This is a genomic window from Methanoculleus sp. UBA208 (genome assembly GCF_002498065.1).
Taxonomy (GTDB): Archaea; Halobacteriota; Methanomicrobia; order Methanomicrobiales; family Methanoculleaceae; genus Methanoculleus.
Genome location: NZ_DAFZ01000060.1, coordinates 1 through 17,833, shown reverse-complemented (window position 1 = coordinate 17,833; position 17,833 = coordinate 1). Strand labels below are relative to the sequence as shown.

Annotated in this window: 12 protein-coding genes; 6 read left to right on the top strand and 6 right to left on the bottom strand. The window is 64.6% G+C overall.

The genetic code is table 11. From position 1 onward, the window contains the following. Positions 1–202: 202 nt before the first annotated feature. Both BRA62_RS06740 and BRA62_RS06735 read left to right on the top strand, forming a co-directional pair. Entirely contained in the window at positions 203–1,207 is a 1,005-nt protein-coding gene (locus BRA62_RS06740) for a DUF7490 domain-containing protein (RefSeq protein ID WP_292365807.1), read from the top strand. 2 nt (positions 1,208–1,209) lie between these two features. Further along, positions 1,210–1,455: a DUF5671 domain-containing protein gene (locus BRA62_RS06735; RefSeq protein ID WP_292365806.1), complete on the top strand. Its 246-nt coding sequence runs from the start codon at positions 1,210–1,212 to the stop codon at positions 1,453–1,455. A gap of 7 nt (positions 1,456–1,462) precedes the next feature. On the opposite strand, the gene BRA62_RS06730 is transcribed toward BRA62_RS06735, so the two are convergent. The 4 genes from BRA62_RS06730 to BRA62_RS06715 form a co-directional block, all read right to left on the bottom strand. Then, on the bottom strand, positions 1,463–2,146 hold the full coding sequence (locus tag BRA62_RS06730) for a hypothetical protein (protein WP_292365805.1): 684 nt from the start codon (positions 2,144–2,146) through the stop codon (positions 1,463–1,465). A gap of 101 nt (positions 2,147–2,247) precedes the next feature. Further along, the gene (locus tag BRA62_RS06725) at positions 2,248–2,637 is read right to left on the bottom strand and encodes a hypothetical protein (protein ID WP_292365804.1); all 390 of its coding nucleotides are present in this window, start codon (positions 2,635–2,637) and stop codon (positions 2,248–2,250) included. Positions 2,638–2,810: 173 nt separating this feature from the next. Then, entirely contained in the window at positions 2,811–4,673 is a 1,863-nt protein-coding gene (locus BRA62_RS06720; RefSeq protein ID WP_292365803.1) for an MASE3 domain-containing protein, read from the bottom strand. A 256-nt stretch (positions 4,674–4,929) separates the two neighbouring features. Further along, the gene (locus tag BRA62_RS06715) at positions 4,930–7,791 is read right to left on the bottom strand and encodes a PAS domain S-box protein (RefSeq protein ID WP_292365802.1); all 2,862 of its coding nucleotides are present in this window, start codon (positions 7,789–7,791) and stop codon (positions 4,930–4,932) included. A 262-nt stretch (positions 7,792–8,053) separates the two neighbouring features. Here BRA62_RS06715 and BRA62_RS06710 point away from each other — a divergent pair, with 262 nt between their 5' ends. Further along, entirely contained in the window at positions 8,054–9,988 is a 1,935-nt protein-coding gene (locus BRA62_RS06710; RefSeq protein WP_292365801.1) for a heavy metal translocating P-type ATPase, read from the top strand. 30 nt (positions 9,989–10,018) lie between these two features. On the opposite strand, the gene BRA62_RS06705 is transcribed toward BRA62_RS06710, so the two are convergent. Beyond that, positions 10,019–10,882, bottom strand: coding sequence for a cupin domain-containing protein (locus BRA62_RS06705; RefSeq protein WP_292365800.1), 864 nt, complete (start codon positions 10,880–10,882; stop codon positions 10,019–10,021). A 121-nt stretch (positions 10,883–11,003) separates the two neighbouring features. Beyond that, positions 11,004–13,409, bottom strand: a complete 2,406-nt coding sequence (locus tag BRA62_RS06700) for a PAS domain S-box protein (RefSeq protein ID WP_292365799.1) — start codon at positions 13,407–13,409, stop codon at positions 11,004–11,006. Between the two features lie 761 nt (positions 13,410–14,170). On the opposite strand from BRA62_RS06700, the gene BRA62_RS06695 reads away from it, so the two are divergent. The 3 genes from BRA62_RS06695 (at position 14,171) to BRA62_RS06685 (ending at position 17,381) form a co-directional block, all read left to right on the top strand. Beyond that, the gene (locus BRA62_RS06695) at positions 14,171–15,952 is read left to right on the top strand and encodes a copper-translocating P-type ATPase (protein WP_292365798.1); all 1,782 of its coding nucleotides are present in this window, start codon (positions 14,171–14,173) and stop codon (positions 15,950–15,952) included. A 101-nt stretch (positions 15,953–16,053) separates the two neighbouring features. Continuing rightward, the gene (locus tag BRA62_RS06690) at positions 16,054–16,908 is read left to right on the top strand and encodes a PKD domain-containing protein (RefSeq protein ID WP_292365797.1); all 855 of its coding nucleotides are present in this window, start codon (positions 16,054–16,056) and stop codon (positions 16,906–16,908) included. Between the two features lie 116 nt (positions 16,909–17,024). Beyond that, entirely contained in the window at positions 17,025–17,381 is a 357-nt protein-coding gene (locus tag BRA62_RS06685) for a type II toxin-antitoxin system PemK/MazF family toxin (protein ID WP_292365796.1), read from the top strand. Positions 17,382–17,833 lie beyond the last annotated feature (452 nt).

Sequence of the window (17,833 nt, the reverse complement as noted above, 5' to 3'; positions counted from 1 at the left end):
AAAAATCGAACCTATGCAGGCAGGATTCCGGCAGCCGGACGGCCTCGAAGGTTTTCGGGTGACGGGCATTCAATTCGGAGTGTTTCGGGCAAAATATCGTTATCCACAGCCCCTAGGCCGCCTTTCCGCCCTGTTGTCCGATAAGAAGAGCCGCAATACGGAAACCTTTTCTCCCGACGGCCTGAAGGTTCTCCTGATTGGTATGAGAAGGCTATTCGGTGCGGCAGCGATCATCGTGCTCCTCTTCCTGGTGCTCGCGGCCGGGTGCGCATCATCCCAGCCCCAGGCGGGCTACGTGACGATCAGGAACGTCGACATCAGCATCCCGGACAGCCAGCCGCCGTCGAACGTCACCCGGGTCACGGTTGTCCCGTACCTCGATGCGGTCTATGCGGATGTGGACGGCGTCGACCTGCAGGTCAGCGCAAAAGAGGCCGGGACGGATATCGTCGTCGAGGAGACGGTTCTCCCGATAGGCACCCTGGAGTCCGGAAAGACCGCAAAAGAGGAGGTTACGCTCGCGCTCGAGAACAGCAGGCGCTACGACATCTGGGTGACGGTATGGCAGGACGGGCGTATGCGGGAATCGGGTTCGGTGAACGTCTTCCTCCCGGACAGAACGACGGCCGGACAGCGGCTGGCCTACTCGCTCCTCTCCGTCTCCGCGATCGACGTCATGACGCCCGAGATCGACGCCGACCCGATCACGCTCGATATCGTCACCGGGATCGTGAACAGCGGCAGTTCTTCAGGGAACCTCATGATGGAGATCCGCGTCGTCAACCTCCAGACAGGGATCACGGCAATCCGCGAGTCCCGGCCGCTCGGGACGATTCCCGGGGATTCGGGCGTCGAGAAGAAGGTGAGCGTCACGGTGCCGAACGGCTACGATTACGAGATCCGCATCCGGCTCGTCGAGGACGGCGCGGCCTTTGTGACCAGCACCGGCCGGATCACTCTGGCCCCGCCGCCGCAGGTGATCCTCGCCGACGGTGCGGTGCTCGACGCCACGAAGAGCGCGTCGCCGATCGCCCTCCCGGTCCCGACCGCGACCCCGGGGATGCCGTCCTCTGCGCAGGTCGGGCAGTTCAGGGTGCAGAGCAGCGGTGCGCCGGTGCCGACGCAGGCACCCGGGTTTGAGAGTGTGATCGCCGCCGCCGCGCTCCTCGGCGCCGGGGTTGCGGTGCTTGCGAGGCGGAGGAGGTAGATATGGTACCGGAGGGCCTCACCGCGTGGAAGGTCTACCTTTACGCCGTCTCGTTCATCGCGCTGATCGTTCTGATCGCAGGCAGCGTGAACCTCATCGCCGTCGCAATCGAGGTCTTCGTCTACCCGGCCCCCCAGCCCTACCCGGTGCCGCAGTACTACCCCGAACTCCCCGGGAGCGTGGCGCAGGTCGTGGTGGGGCTTATCGTCTGGGGGTATCACTGGATGCTGCTCAAAAAAGAGCACTGAAGGGAATTCACTGCTTCCTGAAGTGTCTCGCGGCAACCAGCAGCCCGGTGGCCGCTCCCGCCGCTCCGAATCCCGGGAGAGGGGTGGGCGACGTCTCCGCCGGGAGGGAGGAGGCATAGGGTGCCGGCTGCACCTGGGTGTAGACGTGAACCGTCCCTCCCGGCGGCGGCAGCGGCGGGAGGTGGTGCCGCGACATCGTCCCTCTATCCTTATTCCTGAAGACGAACTCTTCCGGAGGCGGGAGCGTGGTGTTCACCGCGACCCGGAGGGTGCCATCCTCGACTACGCCCACGAACGTACCGTCGATGTAGACCTCCTCGCCATCGGCACAATAGATCAGGTACCAGCCGGTCTCGTTCACCTCCGCCCCCGGGGCGGGCTGTTCGACCAGACCATATTTCGGGAAGAGGTCGATCGTCTCCCCGGCGGCGGGGGCGCTCTCGATGAAGCCGGTATACATCAGGCGCTCTCCATCACGGATGGTATACTCCCGTACGGGCGGGGCCGCCGGGTCCACCGCCACGAGAAGTTCGGTATCGATGATTGTCCCCACGTACTCGCCGTCGAAGTAGACCTCCGCACCGTCGCCGTTGTACCAGTGGACGATGTACCGCCCGGCATCGTCCTCCCCGGCCGCTGCCGCCGGGAGCAGGCAGGCGAGGAGGATGCCCACGAGACAGACGGTTCTCATCGCACCTCCGGCTGAACAATACATGAGAGAAGAAGGGGGAGGGCGCGATATATCCTTTCTGTGCCGTCGGTCACCCCCCGGGTTCCGGCAGGCCCCCGCCGTCACGCACTCTGCGCCACGCCGTAGACGGTCCCGTTCCATTCACAGAGGGCATACTTCGCGAGGATCTGCCGCATATCCGCCGTGGATATGCGGAGCGAACTGCACTTCTCGTGCTCTTTTCCGATCGGACTGTACGCTGAACGGGGATCGAGCCAGAGGAATGCATCAAACAGAGGGCCTTTCGAGACCAGGACACGTTTCTTATCGAGAATCAGCGCGCCGAGCGCCGGATGGTCCCGGAAGTCGGCTTCGGTGAGGTGCGTCACGGAAGCGGCGTCCACGGCTCCTCCCCGGGGAGACGCGGCAAGGTGCGTCTCGTCGATCAGGTTGATCCAGTGGAGGAACCCGAGAGCGATGACGCACAGGATGACGAGGACGACAAGCGCCAAGAACGGACCTCTCCCCCATTCCAGGTCTTCCGCCGTTTCGCCCGGTCTTTTGCTCCCTTCCATCCTGCACCACCGCCTGCGGCCGCGGATACCGCTGCTGCCGTTTTCCGTGGAAGAGACTGGGCCGCCGGGGTATATGAGGATTACGCGGCCGAAGGGAAGATCGGGGACACCTATTCTCTCTCGCCCTCGAACCGCCACCCCCCGTTCGGCACGGTGATCTCGAACCGGGCCCCCTCCCCGGCAACTCCCGTCTCCCGGATCGTCATCCCGGTGATCCCGAGAATCCCCGAGACCAGGAACAGCCCGTGGCCGTGCCGCCGCCTGAAGGTCTCCCGGAAGATCGCCTTCTTCTCGCCGTCCGGGATGCCGGTGCCGTCGTCCTCGCAGAGGATCAGGAGATCCTGCCCGGTTCTCTCGTAGGAGAACCGGATCTCCGTAACCTCCCCGCCGTGGCGGGCGGCGTTGTCGATGAGGTTGAAGAAGACCTTCTTCACCATCGGGTCCGCGTAGATCTCAAGACCCGCGAGATCCGCCCGGACCCTGACCCCTTCCGGGAGGCCAAGATCGGAGACGCACTCCTCGATGAGTTCCTCCGGCCTCTGCCAGGCGGGTTCGTTCACCCCCATGTCCTGGTAGTCCCGGCTGAACTCGATCTGCCTTTCGATCTCTTCTATGGCACCCCGGGCACGCTTCAGCCAGGCCTGGACCCCGGGATTCCCGTTGTCTTCCCCGGCGAAGTCGATGTAGGCGCGTGCGACGGTGACCTGGTTGAGGATGTCGTGGCGGGTGATCCCCGCAAGAAGGTTTAATTTCGCATTCGCCCGGCCAAGCGCCGCTTCGGCGTGCTGCTGTTCGGTGATATCCTCTCCGGAACTGAGCACTCCGCAGATTGCTCCGTTTTTGTCCCGGAGCACGGTGTTGTGCCACGCGATGATCCGCTCGCCGCCGCTGGCGGCAAGAACCGGTGCTCTCACGTGCTCGTTCGCCTCGATCTCGCCCTGCATCAGCCCGAGAAAGAACGCACGGCAGCGCTCCCGATCCGCCGGGGGGACGAACCGCTCGACCCAGGGCTCGCCCACGGCCGCATCCGCCGGGCAGCCCAGGACCTCGGACGCACGGCGGTTGATGAGGGCGACCCGTCCGTCCGGATCGAGGACGACGAAGAGGGCGCCGGCGATATCCAGGTACTGCCCGAGCCGGTCCTTCTCCCGCCGGAGCCGCTCCTCGCTTGCCGCGAGACCGGTGAAGAGCACCGCGTAAGGCTGCCGGATCCCGGTCTCGACGAACGCGATGTAGATGAGCCCGAACGAAAGCACCATGAGGAGGTGGCCGACCATGTTCGAGAGCCCGTAAACACTGCTATAAAGCGTGAAGGCGAGTTCCGAGGCGATCATCACGAGGATGGCCGCGGCCAGATGGCTCGCCACCCTGGGCGAGAAGACATCCCGCAGCCGGTAGACGGCGGCACCCCCGAGGGCGAGCAGGGCCGCTATGACGTACTCGCTCCAGACCTTGAACGGCGTTAGCCCCGAACCCTCGACGTAGCAGTCGGGGAAGACCGGGACGGCGAAGATCGAGAGGAGGAGGAGCGCAGAAGTTCCCGCGAATGCGGTAACAACCCATCGGGGACCCGGGTTTCTCCGGAGAACGAGCGGCGCGGCAAGCAGGGTCCCGGCAAGAAGGTAGCGGGAGGCGATCCAGAGCTGCGTCGGGAGGTTTGCGCCGTAGCCGACGAAGATCCCCATGCCGTCATACGCGAGAGTGTGAACCAGCTCGATGCCGGCCACAAAGAGAAGCCCGGTGCCGGCAGCCAGCAGGTAGCCGTTCTCCCGCATCGTCCGGGCGTTCCACGCCACGATGAAGACCGCTGTTGCTATCGCGACGGCGACGAGTTCGGCGATCGTGTGGAAGAGTAGGTAGTTGTACAGACCGGTGGCTGCGAGCGCGGCGAGGAGGACTGAAAAGCCGATCGTCAATCTCAGGATGCCCGGTTCTGCAGTTTCCTGTTCCGTGCGGCCCTGCCGGTCCTCCACACTGCTTCGGGCTGCACGCCGGGTCAACGGTTCTGTCTGCATGGAGTTGTTCTGCATGGCTCGGGTCTGGATCTCTTCTGGCCGCGGTCCGGTTCACCGGCTCGACTTTTATTCGGTGAACATTATATTCCATATATAATAAATTTACCGTACAAAAAGAACCCAGTATCATGCATAATCTACAGAAACAAGGGAGACAGATGGGTGTTAAGGAAAAGCGGTTCGATACGGGCAGGAATCATACCTGGAAGGTGCGCTACACCAGCTCGTTCCTCCGCAGGAACTCCCGGATATCACGGGATTCGACCCAGCCCTCGTCAAGCTGTTTGACGATCACGTTGATCCGCTCCACCTGCTCCCGGATCTTCTCCGCGGTCGCCTCGTCGTCGGTGAGGTCGGCCATGCCGAGGATCACCTGCAGGGGCAGGCGGATGTGGTCTGCAAGGATGGCAAATTGCTCGATATTCTGCTCGATCTGGTAGAACGCCTGCAGCCGCATATCTTCGTAATGCTTCCGGTCCGAGACGTCCCGGCCGACGATCTGGACGCCCACCACGCGACCGCCCTCCGTGATCGCCGATTCGTTCATCTCGACGGCGGCGGCCGTCCCGTCCTTCCGGCGGAGTTCCACCACCAGTCCCTCGACTGGCTCTCCCCCGGCAATCCGGGCCCTGGCCTCCTGCCATTCAGGACGGGTCCGATCGAGGACGTAGTCACTGCACCGTTCGCCGATCATCTCTTCCGGGGCATACCCGAGGATCCTCTCGACGGCCGGAGAGATGTAGGTGATCCCCCGGTCGTAGTAGCAGGTGTAGATCATATCGAAGCTCCGCTGGGCGATCTCCCGGAACCGCTCCTCGCTCTCCGCGAGAGCGTTCTGCAGCTTCCGCCAGTCGGTAATATCCTCCACCATCGCGATGACGAGCCCTCTCTCCCCGGAGTCGCGGAGCAGGGACGTGGTCAGCCGTCCCCAGATGATCCTGCCGTCCTTCGTCACGTAGCGCTTCTCCCGGCGGGTGCTCTCCTCCCGGACCGTATTCTGGTGGAGAGCTCCTGCTTCCTCCCGATCGGGCGGGTAGATCAGGTCCCGGGATTGCATGCCGCAGAGTTCATCCTCGCCGTAGCCGAACATACGCACGAACACCGGATTCGCCCCCATGATCCTCCCTTCCGGGTCGATGAGCGCGATCCCGGTTCCTGCCTGCTCGAAGATACCCCGGAACCTCTCCTCGCTCTCCCGGAGGGCGAGTTCCGCTCTCTTCTGCTCGGTGATATCCTGCCCCGTGATAGCCAGTCGCCCGGGCTGCGGCCGGTAGATCTGCAGGTCGTACCACCGCCCGGTCCTGGGTTCCTGCAGCCGCCGCTGCACCGGAACACCGGTCTCTGCGACCTCTCCGTAGAGGACGCGGGCTCCCTTCGCAATCGCCGGAAAGATGTCGAAGAGCCGCTGCCCGACCAGTTCCTCCCGGCTGCGGCCGAAGACATCGGCCGCTTTCTCGTTCAGCTCGACGATAAGGTAGTCGACGGGGTTCCCCTCGCCGTCCCGGACGACCTCGTAGAGGGTGTAACTCTCGAGCATCTGTTCGAAGAGAAGGCGGTACTTTTCCTCGCTCCTCCCCAGGGCCTCGCTCGCCCGGATCCGCTCGATGATCCGGCCGAGCCTCCCGGCGACGGCGTCGATCAGGCGCCGCTCATCGGTTATGAGCGGCGCATCGCCATCACCGGGCAGCCCGTGACGGTAGCAGACCTCCACTTTCCCGGTGATGCGGCCGTGGACGACGACAGGGCTCTCCTGCCTCAAAGGGGTCTCGAAGAACCCTGGCGAACGGTATTCCCGGCCGTCGACCGTGATCCGGGCGGCAGCATCTTCCGGGTGGAGCCAGCCGGCGGGGAGGAGGCCGGCAACCTCCTGCAGGACCTCCTCGACCGATATCCCGGGCCGTTCGACGACGCCGCTTACGGCATAGAGCGTCGCAAGTTCCCTCACCCGGTTATCCAGTGCGACCTGCTGCTTCTGGAGTATCTCATCCGCTCTCCGCCGATCCGTAACGTCCTCTGCGATGACGGCGAGCAGGTCGTACTGTGGACGGTACGCCTTCAGTTCGTAGCAGGCGCCGGTCGCCGGGCTGGAGACGTCGCGATGCACCGGCGTCCCGGTTCTCGCAACCCGGTAGAGGAGGTCGAGCACGGCAGGGGTGATCGACGGAACGGCGGTGACGAGGTCTTCCCCGGCGACCTCCTGGTGCGGGCGCCCGAGGGTTTCAGCGGCCTTGCGGTTGATCCGGACAACCCGGAAGCCGACAGGGTTTTCGGAGCCGTCGCGTAGTATCTCAAAGAGGAGCCCGGCGTCCGGCATCTGGTCGAAGAGGAGCCGGTACTCCTGCCCTGGGGCTGCGGTCTCCGTGTGTGCCGGCGCGATGGCCGCCCCGAGCATCGCGGCGACGGCGCGGACGAGGCCGCGTTCCTGCGGCAGGAAGGGATCTTCTGTCCCCTGCGGTTTCTCCCGGTGTTCTACCACGAGATGTCCGGCCGGGATCGCGGCGACGATCCTTCCGGGCCCCGGAGCAGCGGTCCCGGACACGACCCGCGCCGATACCTCTCCGGGGTGGCTGAACCCACGGGGCAGGAGGCGGCCCGTCTCCCGGAAGACCCTTGCGGGGTCGGCAGCGTCTTCCTCGATCACCCGGGCGATTTCGGAGAGGGTCGCGAGTTCCCTCAACTGCCCGCCGGGTTCGTCCCGGCCGGTGACGTCGAGGCTTACCCCCGCCCAGAGGACGACCCGGCCCGTAGCATCCCTGACCGGGATGCCCCTGCTCGCGATGGTGCGATACCCTCCGTCGACGCGCCGGAAGCGGTAGCTGCATCTCCACGGCGTGCCGGCTGCAACACAGCGCTCCCATTCGGCGATCACTGCGTCAGCGTCCTCCGGGTGGAGGAAGCGCGCCCACACGGAATCCCGCCACTCTTCGAGCGTCGTCCGGGGCAGGTCAAAGTACGGGGTCGGGAGATAGGGCGCCACGCCGTCGGACCGGCAGATCCAGACGCTGCAGGGAATCATCTCGTCGAAGGGTCGGTCGGGATTGTCCGGCGGGATCGTGGTGAAGTCCGGTGGAGGCATCGTCTCAGTCCTCCGAAGAGTGGAAGTAGGGGAGACCGGATATGCCGGCTGGCCGGCACTCCGGGCATGCTGTGGAGGAGGTAGTCTTTCCGATCATTTGGGGTGATCCCTTCATAATGTTTCTGCTCGGTGAAAGGGTGACTTTGTGTCCGGATCGATCGAGTCCGGGGTGTGCCCGGACCACCCTTTAAGAAGAACGCCACCAAGATCGAATACCCATGTTGGAGACCTGCGCCCGAACGACTCCGGACGGAGGCGGACCGTGACGGAGCACGAGGAGTGTCCGTCCTGCCCCCGCTGCCGGGCCGGGATCTGCGAGATTCACAGGCCGGTCGTCGGCCGCCGGGAGGTCGCGATCTTCGTGGTCTCGGGCATCCTCCTATTTTTCGGGATACTTGCCGGCTACGTCACCCCATACCCCCTCGCCGGCACGGCTCTCCTGCTCGCCGCCGCCATCATATCCGGTTACGAAGTCCTGAAAGCCGGGCTCCTCGCCCTCATCCGGCTCCGGTTCAGCATTGCGGTGCTCATATCCGTCGCGGCAGCGGGCGCATTCCTGACAGGAAACCCTGCAGAAGGCGCGACCGTGCTCTACCTCTACGCCATCGCCGAGTTCCTGGAGGAGTACGCGGCAGGGAGGGCGGAGCGCTCCATAGCCTCGCTCCTCGATATCGCGCCGCAAACGGCCCGGGTCCGGCGGGACGATGGGGAGGTGACCGTCCCGGTCGACGACGTCGGCGTCGGGGAGATCGTGATCGCGAGACCGGGCGACACCGTCCCGGTCGACGGCATCGTCGTTGCCGGCGCGTCTTCAATCGACCAGGCGGCGATCACCGGCGAGAGCGTCCCGGTGGCAAAAGGCATCGCGGACGCGGTATATGCCGGGACCCGGAACGTGGAGGGTTATCTCGAAGTCCGGGTGACGAAACCGGAAAAAGAGAGCACGATAGCCCGGGTGGTAGCCCTGGTCGCGGAGGCCCAGGCCCACACCTCCCCCACCGAAGCGTTCATCGAGCGGTTCTCCCGCTACTACACGCCGGCGGTCATCCTCCTCGCCGCCCTCCTCGTCGTGGTCCCGCCGCTCGCCTTCGGCGTCCCGTTTCTCGAAGCGTTCTACCGGGCGCTGATCTTGCTCGTCATCGCCTGCCCCTGTGCGCTCGCCATCTCCACCCCGGTCTCGATGGTCTCGGGGATCACGACCGCGGCGCATAACGGCGTGCTCATCAAGGGCCGGGACTCCCTGGAGGCCGTGGGGCTTGCCAGGGTCGTCGTCTTCGACAAGACCGGGACGCTCACGACCGGAAGGCTCGAGGTGGACGACGTGGTCGGATTCGGGGTGCCGGCGGCTGAGGTGCTTGACGTCGCCGCGTCGCTTGAGTCGCGCTCCGGTCACCCGATCGCGGAGGCGGTCCGGCGGCGGGCGGAGGAGGAGGGAGCCGTCCTCCAGGACGTGGAGGAGTTCGTCTCGATCGCCGGCAGAGGCGTTCAGGGACGGATCGGCGGTACGGCCTACCTCCTCGGAAACACCGCGCTCTTTGCCGGCACAGAGAGCCGGGCGTGGCGGGCGGCATACGATCGCCTGGAGGGAGAGGGAAAGACGGTCGTTCTCGCCGGTACCGCATCAGAGGTCATCGGGCTTCTCGCCCTCTCGGATGTCATCAAGAAGGATGCCCGAAAGACGGTTGCCGCTCTCCGGGCACGGGGCATCAGGACGGTGATGCTCACCGGGGACAACGAGCGCGTCGGCGAGGCGGTGGCCCGCCGCATCGGGATCGACGAGTGCCATGCCGGGCTCCTCCCGGAGGATAAGGTGACGATGGTCGAGCAGCTGATGGATCGCTACGGGCTCGTGGTGATGGTCGGCGACGGCGTGAACGACGCGCCGGCGCTCGCACGGGCGAACGTCGGGGTCGCGATGGGGGCCATCGGGTCGGACGTCGCGATCGAGGCGGCCGATATCGTCGTGATGGAGGACGACATCTCCCGGATCGCCTACCTTGTCGCCCTCTCGGAGAAGACGGTCTGGGTCATCCGGCAGAACGTCACAACGGCGCTCGTGGTGAAACTTGGCATCGCCGGGCTCGCCGTCGTCGGGCTGGTCACCCTCTGGATGGCGGTGGCTTTCGGGGATATGGGGCTCTCGCTCGCGGTCATCGCAAACGCCCTCAGGATAGGCCGGCCGGATGCCGGTAGTTGAGCAGCCTGGTAAAAGATGAGAAGAGAGCCTTCACTCAAAGAGAACGGTCTTCTCCGGCGTCCATGCCGGGTCGATGAACGAAAGGATCTTCGTCGTGGATTCTGCAACGTTCCGGGTCGCTTTCACCAGGTCGGGCCGTACGTAGGCGGCAGTCCCGGCCGGAACCCGGACAGCTTCTCCGTCGGGCACGGCGACCTCGATCTCCCCCTCGATCACGTAGAAGAGATCGGACGAGCCGCGGATTCCATCATACCCGAGATGCCCGCCCGGGAGGAGTTCGGCGTACGCAAGACTGTAGCCGATCGGGATCTCCGTCTTGTTCATCAGCACGGGGTTTATAAGGGTGTAGACCGCCACGCCCGACTCGAGGTCCCACTCGATCCCGTCCCGGGGATCGGCGACGACGATCGGCACGTCATCCGTCGTCACGTTGAGCGCGGCAAGGTCGTCCCCCGAGATCTCGATTGCCGCGGTGAAGGGCGGCTGGACCACGGTGAGGTAGCAGAGATCGGTATCCCCGACCGAGGCTATCGACTGCAGCACCCCTTCCGGCAGGAGGACGGTCTCCCCCTCGCGGGTGGTCACCGTCTCGTTGTCGCAGCGGATCTCCGCCGCACCGGCGATCACGTAGACGAGCTCGGTCGTCCTGATCAGGCGGTGCGGGGGCGTCGCGTTGCCCGGTGCAATGACGACGTATCCCATGCTGTAATTCGTCGGAATCTGCGGGGTTTCATCCCCGATGAGCCCGGCGTATGTCGCCCGGCCGTCGAAGATGGGGACCGGGTCCGCCGGGGTGACCGGTACGACGCCTGCCTCCGCCTGAGGCTCGTTTGCGGTGAGGCAACCGGCAGAGAGGAGTATGCAGGCGAAGAGAAGAGGAACAATCCTGTACATGGCTATTGATCTCTGCGAGAGGGGGAATAAACCCGATCGTTTGCGCCAGATACACGCCTGGAGCGATCCGGCGGCCCGGATTCAGAATAGGGAACACCGGTTCCGGGGTTCACCGGACAGCTTACGCGCTCCCTCCGCGTCCGGCCTTCCTGAGGGTGAACCGGAACGCCGTGCCCTTCTCCGGGTCCCCCCTGACCCGGTCCTCGGCCCAGATCCTCCCGCCGTAGCGTGCAGTAAGCATCCGGCAGATCGAGAGCCCGAGACCCTGGCTCCCCCGCCTGCCGCCCTCCCGCTCGAACCGGAAGAAGATCGCCTCCTTTGCGTCCTCCGGGATACCGGGCCCGGTGTCGGCAACGGTGACGATGACGGTCCTTTCATCCAGATCTTCGACCGCCACCGTGACCTCGACACCCGGCCCGCCGTGCTTCGCGGCGTTGCCGATCAGGTTCGTGAAGACCTCGGGAAGGAGGTCGTCTGCGAGGACCTCCACGGGCAGCCCGTCGTAGCGAATACGGAGGTCGGGGAAGTGACCGATCTCCTCCCGGATCACGTCATCGAGGTCAAGGGGCGTAAGTCCGGCCCGGCTCTCGTGAATCTTCCTGATGGTGGCGACGTTTGCGGTGATCTCAATGCTCTTTTTGATCCCGGCCTTCAGTTTCCGGGCATGCCGGGCCGGCTCTCCCTCGAGCTCGTCGATGAGGATATCGGCGTAGATGTTTGCGACGTTGTCTGCGTTACGGATATCGTGCGTGAGGATATCGAGGTAGAGGTTCGCCTCCCGGTTTGCCACCTCAAGCCTCCGGTAGAGCATCCCCCGCATGATCCCGGCCCCGATCTCGCGGCCGACCGCTTCGAGGAGCGCGCGCTCATCGTGGGAGAACGATCCCCGGTCCTTGCTTCCGATGATGAACACCCCGACCACATCGGACTCGACGACGAGCGGGATACAGGCGAGTGCGGCAAGCCCGAGCTCCCGGAGGAGACGCGACCCGGAGGTGCTCGGGCCCCGGTCCTGCTCAAGGTAGCAGGAGAGGCCGGTGGCGAGGGTGTCGGCGAACGACGCTCCCAGGATCTTCTCTGCCTGCTCCAGGCACACATCCGGCATGTTCCGCCGGTACCGGAGAGTGACCTCGCCCCGCCCGGCATCGAACCGATAAACGGCGCCGCCGTCGTAATCAAGAAGTTTGAGCGTCTGGTCGAGCGCCGCCTCAAGCAGTTCGTCCGGTGTCCGGGCCGATGCGGATGTGCCGATGATCCGATTAAGCAGCAGGAGGTGGCGGTTCCGTGCCTGCAGCTGCTCCTCCGCCTGCTTCCGGTGGGTAACGTCCCGCATAACGACCTGGACCGCGGGCCGCCCCTCAAAGAATGTCCGTGTGCCCCTCCCCTCGATGGGGGCCGTCGTCCCGTCAAGCCTGACAACCAGCAGTTCGACGAGCGGCGTATGCTCTCCCTGCAGGTCCCGCACGGTGAAGGCCTTGACGGTACCCCGGGCGTCGGGATGAACGATATCGAGGATGGCCTTCCCGAGGACCTCTTCCGGGCGTGAAGCGCCGAGCAGCCTCATGCCGGCCGGGTTGATGAATATGATCTCCCCGTCGCGGTGAATCAGGGTCGCCTCGGCGGAGAGTTCGACGAGCGATCGGTACTTCTCCTCGCTCTCCCGGAGCTGTGCCTCCATCCTTTTTAAGGGGGTGATGTCCTGGATCCCGGCAAAGAATCCCCGGCTGTTGCCGTCGGCGTCGACGATCGGGGTGGTCGCCATCAGCGTATGTACGTGACCACCGTCTTTACGGATCAGATCGATCTCAAAGACCTCGCGCATGTTCCGGCCCAGGTTCTGCAGGTACTCCCCCAGGCACCCGGCACCCACATCGTCGACGAAGAGGGAGACCGGTTCTCCGATAATTTCGGCAACCGGGTAACCGATGATATCGGCCAGTCTCTGGTTGGCAAAGACCGCAACGCCCTCCCTGTCGATCACCCCGATGCCCTCGTTGAGGTTCTCGACGAGGAACCGGTACCAGTCCTCGCTCTCCCGCAGGATCTCTTCCATCCGCCTCTGTTGGGGAGTATCCACGGCCCTCCCGTGACCGCCGCCAAAGACCGGGGTGCCGGGTGGTCCTATCCCCGGCACCCCGAAGGATTCAGGAGAGAGGCGGATTACCCGCATATCCCGGAAAGGCCCCTCGTCAACGACCCTGTACGAGCATCGGAACCGCTCTTCCCTGCCGTCGGGCAATCGCAACGTGCACAGGAGATCAGCAGCCCGGGAGCGGCCGGAGAGAGACGCCAGGACCGCCGCCCTGCACGACTCCTCGCAGATCCGGGGCATCAGGGTCCGGCGGACAAACTGGGCTGCATCTATCCTGCAGAGCGCGTCACGGTCAATGCCGAGAAGGTGCCAGAGATACCTGTTGACGCAGGCTACCCGGTTATCGGAGCCGATGACGAGCAGACCCTCATCGAACGCATCCAGAATAGCGGAAAGCGTGGAGATACCACCGTATGTGGGCTTGCGTACGTGCATTGGCCGGGACCACCTTCTTTTTCACTCTCAGGGGACTTTTATACCCTACATAAATAAAATGTTCCCACGCGATTCAAACGGATCCAGACTGTTTCTAGAGGAATTTAAGGCGATCTGTCACTCCTGTGGGCAAATTTACTCGACTACGAGCAGTATGCTGTCCTCCCGAATTTATAAACTTGTCCATTTCCTCCGGGACGTTTGTGATCGCTCCGGCGGCGGGATACGCGAGTCAACTGCTCCTGCAGCCGCGTGTGACCGGCTGTCCCGGGCCGCGAAAGTACGCGCGGGTCTCTCGTGCCTCCATGGCCGGTATATTTACATTCCCAGAAGACCTGCATCTCCTGCTGTTGATGGATGCATGCACCCGCACCGGGGCGGATGCCATCGTCAGGCGGCGGACATGCTCCGGCAGGGTTACGCGCGGGGCGGAACCGACGAAAAGAAGTTTTCGAGGGAGAGGGAGGTGTTGATACGGACCACGATCACGAGGACGCCGGACGGCAGTACGAGACGCAGCTAGCGAAGGCGAGCCGGCAGAAGCCGCCGGAGACCCACCGGCCCGGGGGCGGTCGAGGCTCGAACTCCGGACGTCCCGTCCATCGCACCCACCACCACGCCCTCGAGGACTTTCGGCGGCGCTTTATCATCTCGACGATACTGACGATCCCGATCCTCCTCCTCTCCCCCCGGTTCAGGCGCTCCTCGGGATCGCCATCCGGTTCCCGGGCTCGGACTACCTCCTCCTCGCTCTTGCGACCGTGGTCTACCTCTACGGCGGCCGGCCGTTTCTTTCCGGTATCGTAAGCGAACTCCGGGCACGGATGCCCGGGATGATGACGCTCATCGCCGTCGCGATCACCGTCGCCTACGTCTACAGTTCGGCGGTCGTCCTCGGTCTCGTCGGTGGAGAGGGATTCTTCTGGGAACTTGCCACCCTGATCGATATCATGCTCCTCGGGCACTGGGTGGAGATGCGTTCGGTCCTCGGGGCGTCGCGTGCGCTCGAGGAACTGGTCCGGGTCATGCCCTCGGAGGCGCACCTTGTCCGGGACGGCGGCACCGAGGACGTGCCCGTGGACCGGGTCGCACCGGGCGACCGGGTCCTCGTCCGGCCCGGGGAGAAGGTGCCGGTGGACGGCACGGTGGTCGAGGGGACAACGAGCGTCAACGAGGCGATGCTCACCGGTGAGTCAAAACCGGTGGAGAAGCGCGCGGGTGACGGGGTCATCGGCGGGGCGATCAACGGCGAGGGCTCGATCGTCGTCGAGGTCAAAAAGACGGGGGCGGAGACCTACCTCGCCCAGGTGATCGACCTTGTCCGGAAGGCGCAGGAGAGCCGGTCCCGGGCACAGGACCTCGCAGACCGGGCGGCGTTCTTCCTGGTTGCGATCGCCCTCTCGGTCGGTGCGGTGACGTTTGCGGCATGGTTCGCCCTCGGAGAGGGTACCGGGTTTGCGGTGGAGCGGGCCGCGACCGTGATGGTCATCGCCTGTCCCCACGCGCTCGGCCTTGCCGTCCCGCTCGTGATCGCGGTCTCGACGGCCCTTGCCGCAAAGTCCGGGTTCCTGATCAGGGACCGGAGCGCGTTCGAGCGGGCGAAAGATCTCACAGCAGTCGTCTTCGACAAGACCGGAACCCTGACGGAGGGGAGGTTCGGGGTCACGGATGTCCTCGCCTTCGGCGGCGCGGCACAGGAGGATGTGGTCCGGGCGACGGCATCGGTTGAGGCACACTCCGAACATCCGATCGCCCGGGGGGTGGTCCGGAGCGCGGAGGAGCGGGGCATTTCCCTGCTCCCGCTCGAAGAATTCCGCGCGATCCCGGGAGTCGGCGTCGAAGGGAAGGCCGGCGGCAGGACCGTCCGGGTGGTCGGTCCGGGTTACCTCGCCGGGCGGGGGATAACGGCCGGGGACGGGCGTGTCGAGACGCTCCAGCGACAGGGGAAGACCGTCGTCTTCCTGCTCGAGGACGACCGACCGGTCGGCGCGATCGCGCTCGCCGATATCATCCGGCCGGAGTCGGGAGAAGCCGTCCGCCGGCTCAAAGCGATGGGCGTACGGTGCATGATGCTGACCGGCGACAACCGTGACGTCGCCGCATGGGTGGCGGGGGAACTTGGTCTCGACAAGTTCTTCGCAGGGGTCCTGCCCCATGAGAAAGCGGAGAAGATCCGCGAGGTGCAGCGCCGGTACCGGGTGGCGATGGTGGGCGACGGGATCAACGACGCCCCCGCGCTCGTGCAGGCAGACGTGGGCATCGCCATCGGGGCCGGGACCGATGTTGCTGTCGAGAGCGCCGATATCGTCCTCGTGAGGAACGACCCGGGGGACGCGGCGGCGGTCATCGACCTTGCAAAGAAGACCTACCGGAAGATGTTTCAAAACCTCCTATGGGCGACGGGCTACAACGCCGTCGCCATCCCGCTCGCCGCCGGCGTGCTGATCGGCGCCGGGATCCTCCTCACCCCGGCCGCCGGGGCGGTGCTGATGAGCGCAAGCACCGTGATCGTCGCGATCAACGCCCGGCTACTCCGGGTATAGAAACGGTCTCTGCACCACCGCCCGGGTGATTGATTGAACCGGGAAGCTCAATGCGGTCAAATAGGGGAGCGGAGCCAGTAGGTATCGGAGGTAAGTCACTCATGAAACGAGACACTACAATCCGAATCTTCTCCCTGCTGATCGCCCTCGCCGTGGTGGTTCCTGCCGTGCAGGCCGCCCTTGTCGTCGATGCAGGGAGCGACCGCACCGTGCTTGCCGGGGAGCCGGTTACCATCCTCGCTACCTGCAACGACACGGACGTCTTCGATGCGATGAACCTCTCAGCTTCCATCAACTGGAGCACAGGGACGACGGATGCTGAGATCGTGCAGGACGACGAGTGCAACGGCACCGTACAGGCCACCTACACCTACCTCGCCGCCGGCACCTACGCAGTCACCGTAAAGGTCGCAAACAACGCCACCGGCGCCGTCGCCTGCGATGCCCTGAACGTGACCGTGAACCCGCAGCCGGCGGAGGTGAAGGTCGTCGGAAAGACCCTGAACCAGAAGAGCAACGGTATCATGACCGTCTTCATCAACTTTGCTGAATGGCTCGGGTTTGCCGGCGCCGACCGCACGAACGTGACGGTATCGGACCCCTCGGAGTTCGCAATCGGGAACGCAACGCCGGAGAAGGTCAACTTCTGCATGAAAGACGGCGGCACGCTCATCCTGAAGTACCGGCGGCAGGACCTCGATCTCGCCGCCGGTGACGATAACCTGACCGTCACCGGCAACGCCGTGACGGAGGACGGCAACGTCCCGGTGGCCGGCACCGGTGCCGTATCCGTGATCAACCCGGGCAACGGCAAAAAGGTGGAGAGCGGTAACGACGACGGGTATGCCCGGACCGCGAAGGTGAAGGAGAACGCGAAAGAGAAGGTGAAGAACAAGAAAGAGTTCCTTGACGCGCAGCAGAAAGGCAACGGAAACGCGAAAGGAAAGGCGCTGTAACGGCGCACCGGAGGGCGTGGGGACACCCTCCTTCCTCCTGTCACTCTAAATGCCCGAGCAGGACCCCGGGCCCGGGATCAATTCTCTTATCGCTTATCTGGTCAACCTGTATGCATATGGGACGCTACGCCAGCGGCGATGTCATTTTAGCCCCCGTACGCATCGGGGGTGCCGGCGATCGGAAGGTGCGGCCGGCGGTGGTCGTCACCGCAGGAGAGGACGGGGGCCTGCTCATCTGCCCGGTATCGAGCAGCCCCTCTACCGACGGTATTTCCGTCCCGCTCTCGCTCCACGACTTCGCCCGCGGCGGGCTCGACCTCTTTGCAGAGAGCTACGCTCTCGCCGCACACGCCGCCACCATCCGGACGGCGGACGTCGCCGGGAAGAAAGGCACTCTTTTACCGGAGACGGTCGCCGCCATCCGGGAGGCCATGCCGGCAGTGCATGAAAAGAGGGGGCGGGGGCGGCGGTGAATGGGTTTTTCCCCGTGCAGTGGATCGTAGGGGACTGCGCAACTCGCACCTCCGGTGTTCAAACCCCGTTCCTCGCACCTAACGGTGCTCACATTCACTTTCGCTCACGCTTCGAAGACCTTCGGTCTTCTATGCTCACTACGTTCGCACCTCAAAACCCTGCGGGTTTCTCGAACTCCTGTCCGAAACCCTTCGGGTTTCTCAAGCTCCGGCCCTGCGGGCCATCGCATCCTACGGACAGTCGTTCCTACCGGAACGTCGTTCTCCGGTGCTCGAACGTCCTACGGACAGCGCTTCGATGCACTGACACGGATTTCAAGGGGACTGCGCACCTTCGCACCTGACGGTGCTCAAACTCCGTTCCTCGAAACCCTTCGGGTTTCTCGAACTCCTGTCCTTCGGACAGTCGTTCCTACCGGAACGTCGTTCTTCGGTGCTCGTGCTCCCGCCCT